The sequence below is a fragment of the Nostoc sp. 'Peltigera membranacea cyanobiont' 213 genome (genome assembly GCF_002245975.1).
In the GTDB taxonomy this organism is placed as follows: Bacteria; Cyanobacteriota; Cyanobacteriia; order Cyanobacteriales; family Nostocaceae; genus Nostoc.
Genome location: NZ_NOLI01000297.1, coordinates 1 through 3,259, shown reverse-complemented (window position 1 = coordinate 3,259; position 3,259 = coordinate 1). Strand labels below are relative to the sequence as shown.

The window sequence follows — 3,259 nt, the reverse complement described above, 5'->3', positions numbered from 1 at the left end:
GGAGCAGGGGAGCAGGGGGGAAAAACGTCTCTATAAAACAGGGGACTTAGCACGTTATCTACCAGATGGCAATATCGAATACCTGGAACGCATCGACAACCAAGTAAAAATCCGGGGATTCCGCATTGAATTGGGAGAAATAGAAGCAACACTGAGCCAACATCCCCACGTGCAAGCATCATGTGTCATAGCCCGTGAAGATAACAGGGGTGACAAGCGCCTAGTAGCTTATATCGTACCGCAGCCACAGGTGACACCTACAATTAGCGTTCTGCGTAGCTTCCTCAAAGAAAAGCTACCAGAATACATGGTACCAAGTGCGATCGTCATCTTAGAAGCTTTACCCGTAACCCCTAACGGCAAAATAGATCGTCGCGCTCTACCAGCACCAGAGCCAAGTAGTGAATCAAGAGATAAATACGTAGCTCCACGTAACCCAATTGAAGAAATCCTTGCACAAATTTGGCAACAAGTCCTGAAAGTAGAGCTTGTAGGCAGAGATGATGACTTCTTTGAACTAGGAGGACACTCCCTACTAGGAACGCAATTTATCTCCCGTGTGCGTACCAGATTGAAAGTAGAACTACCATTACGTGAGTTATTTTCTGCACCAACAATTGCCCAATTAGCGCTATTGATTCAGCAGTTACAGCAGCAAGATATAGAACTGTCAGCACCACCTATTTTAAAGCGGGTAGAGAATGCAGAAATACCACTGTCATTTGCTCAACAGCGTTTGTGGTTTTTAGACCAGTTAGAGTTGAACAGTGCCTCATACAACCTATCCATAGGTTTGCGTTTAGTAGGAACTCTTAATGTTGCAGCCTTAGAACAAAGCTTAATTGAAATTATTCATCGCCATGAAGTATTACGCACCAACTTTGTTACTGTTGATGGAAAACCTTTACAAATAATTCAAACGGTAACGAATTGGACAGTAAGAATCGTTGACTTGCAGCATTTATCAACACCTGTACTGAGCGTTCGCGCAGCATCTCGTAGAGAAGCCTCTGCCTCAGCAGAAGTAACAGAACAAAAAACGGCTGCACAGAAATTACTGGAACAACAAGGAATTGAGCCTTTTGACTTAGCTCATGATGCATTAATCAAAGCGATATTGGTGGTGCTGTCTCCTACAGAACATTGGTTATCAGTGTGTATGCACCATACTGTCTGTGATGGCTGGTCAATAGGTGTGTTTGTCCAGGAGTTAGAAGCACTGTACAATGCTTATTCTCAAGGTCAACCATCACCTCTATTACCACTACCAATTCAGTACGCGGATTTTACTATTTGGCAAAGACAATGGTTAGTTGGAGAAGTACTACAAAACCAGTTGAGTTACTGGGAAAAACAGTTGGCAAATGCACCCACATTCTTGCCACTACCCACAGATAGACCAAGACCTGCTGTGCAGACGTTCAATGGCTCATATCATGTGTTTATGCTGTCTGTTGAGTTGACCCAACAGTTGGAAAAACTGAGTCAACAGCAAGGGGTAACTTTGTTTATGACGTTGTTGGCGGCTTATAATACCCTGCTTTACCGCTACACGGGACAAGAAGATATTTTGGTGGGAACACCAATTGCCTACCGCGATCGCACTGAGTTAGAAGCACTTATTGGCTTTTTTGTCAATACTTTAGTGATGCGAACTCAAGTTTCAGGCGATCGCACCTTTAACGAATTACTCCCACGTGTTCGGGAAATGGCATTATCCGCCTATGCTCATCAAGATTTGCCCTTTGAGACGTTGGTGGAAGCATTGCAGCCAGAACGGGACTTGAGCCATACACCATTGTTCCAAACGATGTTCGTTCTCCTGAACGCACCCATGTCTGAAATAGAGTTGACTGAGTTAAGTATCAGTGGCTTGCCAATAGGAATCACCACGGCAAAGTTTGACTTAACTTTATCAATGGAAAACACTCCCATTGGACTGTTTGGAGGGTGGGAGTACAACACTGACTTGTTTGATAGCAGCACTATCGAACGGATGACTGGTCATTTTGTGACGCTGCTTGAGGCAATTGTGGCAAATCCTAATGAGCGGATTTCCCAATTGCCAATGCTCACAGCATCTGAGCAGCAACAGTTATTAGTGGAGTGGAATGATACAAGCGTAGATTATCCCCAAGATAAATGTATCCATCAGTTGTTTGAGGAGCAAGTAGAGCGCACGCCCGATGCCGTGGCAGTTGTGTTTGAGAATCACCAATTGACGTACCACGAGTTGAATTGTCGTGCTAACCAGTTGGCACATTACTTGCAGTCTTTGGGTGTAGGAGCCGATGTGCTGGTAGGAATTTGTGTGGAGCGCTCTTTGGAGATGATCGTGGGATTACTTGGTATTCTCAAGGCGGGTGGGGCTTATGTACCACTTGACCCAGAATATCCCCAAGAGCGTCTAAGCTTTATCTTGGAAGATGCTCAAGTCTCAGTGCTGCTGAGTCAACACCATTTAGTTGAGAAATTACCCCAGTGTCAAGCGCAGCTTATAAGCTTGGATACTAACTGGGAGTTGATTTCTCAGTTGGCTCAAGGAAATCTCATCACTGATATCCAAGCTAGTAACTTAGCTTATGTGATTTATACTTCCGGTTCTACAGGTCAGCCCAAAGGTGTGCAAATCTCACATAGTGCTGTGAGCAATTTCCTATCTGCCATGCAGCAGCGCCCAGGAATAACAAAACAAGATACACTGCTTGCAATCACTACAATTTCCTTTGATATTGCTGGTTTAGAAATTTTTCTGCCTATAACTGTAGGTGCATCTGTGGTCATAGCCCGTCGTGACGCGACCCTGGATGGAAGAGAGTTATTTGACTTGCTAGTTAAGTCTAAGGCAACAATTATGCAAGCAACTCCAGCTACTTGGAGATTGCTTTTAGACTCCAACTACCAATTTAGCGATCTAAAAATACTTTGCGGGGGTGAAGCTTTACCTTGGGATCTAGTTAATCAACTGTTTGCCAGAAACGCTTCTTTGTGGAACCTTTATGGGCCAACAGAGACTACTATTTGGTCATTGGTATGTCAACTCGAATCCAATGACAGCTTGATTTCTATTGGTCGTCCAATTGACAATACCCAGATATACATACTAGACCAAAACTTACAACTAGTACCCGTAGGTGTACCAGGAGAGTTACACATCGGTGGTGCAGGATTAGCAAAAGGCTACTTGAACCGACCAGAATTAACACAAGAAAAATTCATTCCCAACCCGTTCAGTGGAAGCAGGGGAGCAGGGGAGCAG

General features: G+C 44.2%; 1 protein-coding gene. It reads left to right on the top strand.

Going from position 1 to position 3,259, the window contains the following annotated elements; all coding sequences use genetic code 11:
- On the top strand, positions 1-3,259 hold a 3,259-nt coding region (locus CDG77_RS34195), incomplete at both ends, for a non-ribosomal peptide synthetase (RefSeq protein WP_143857169.1).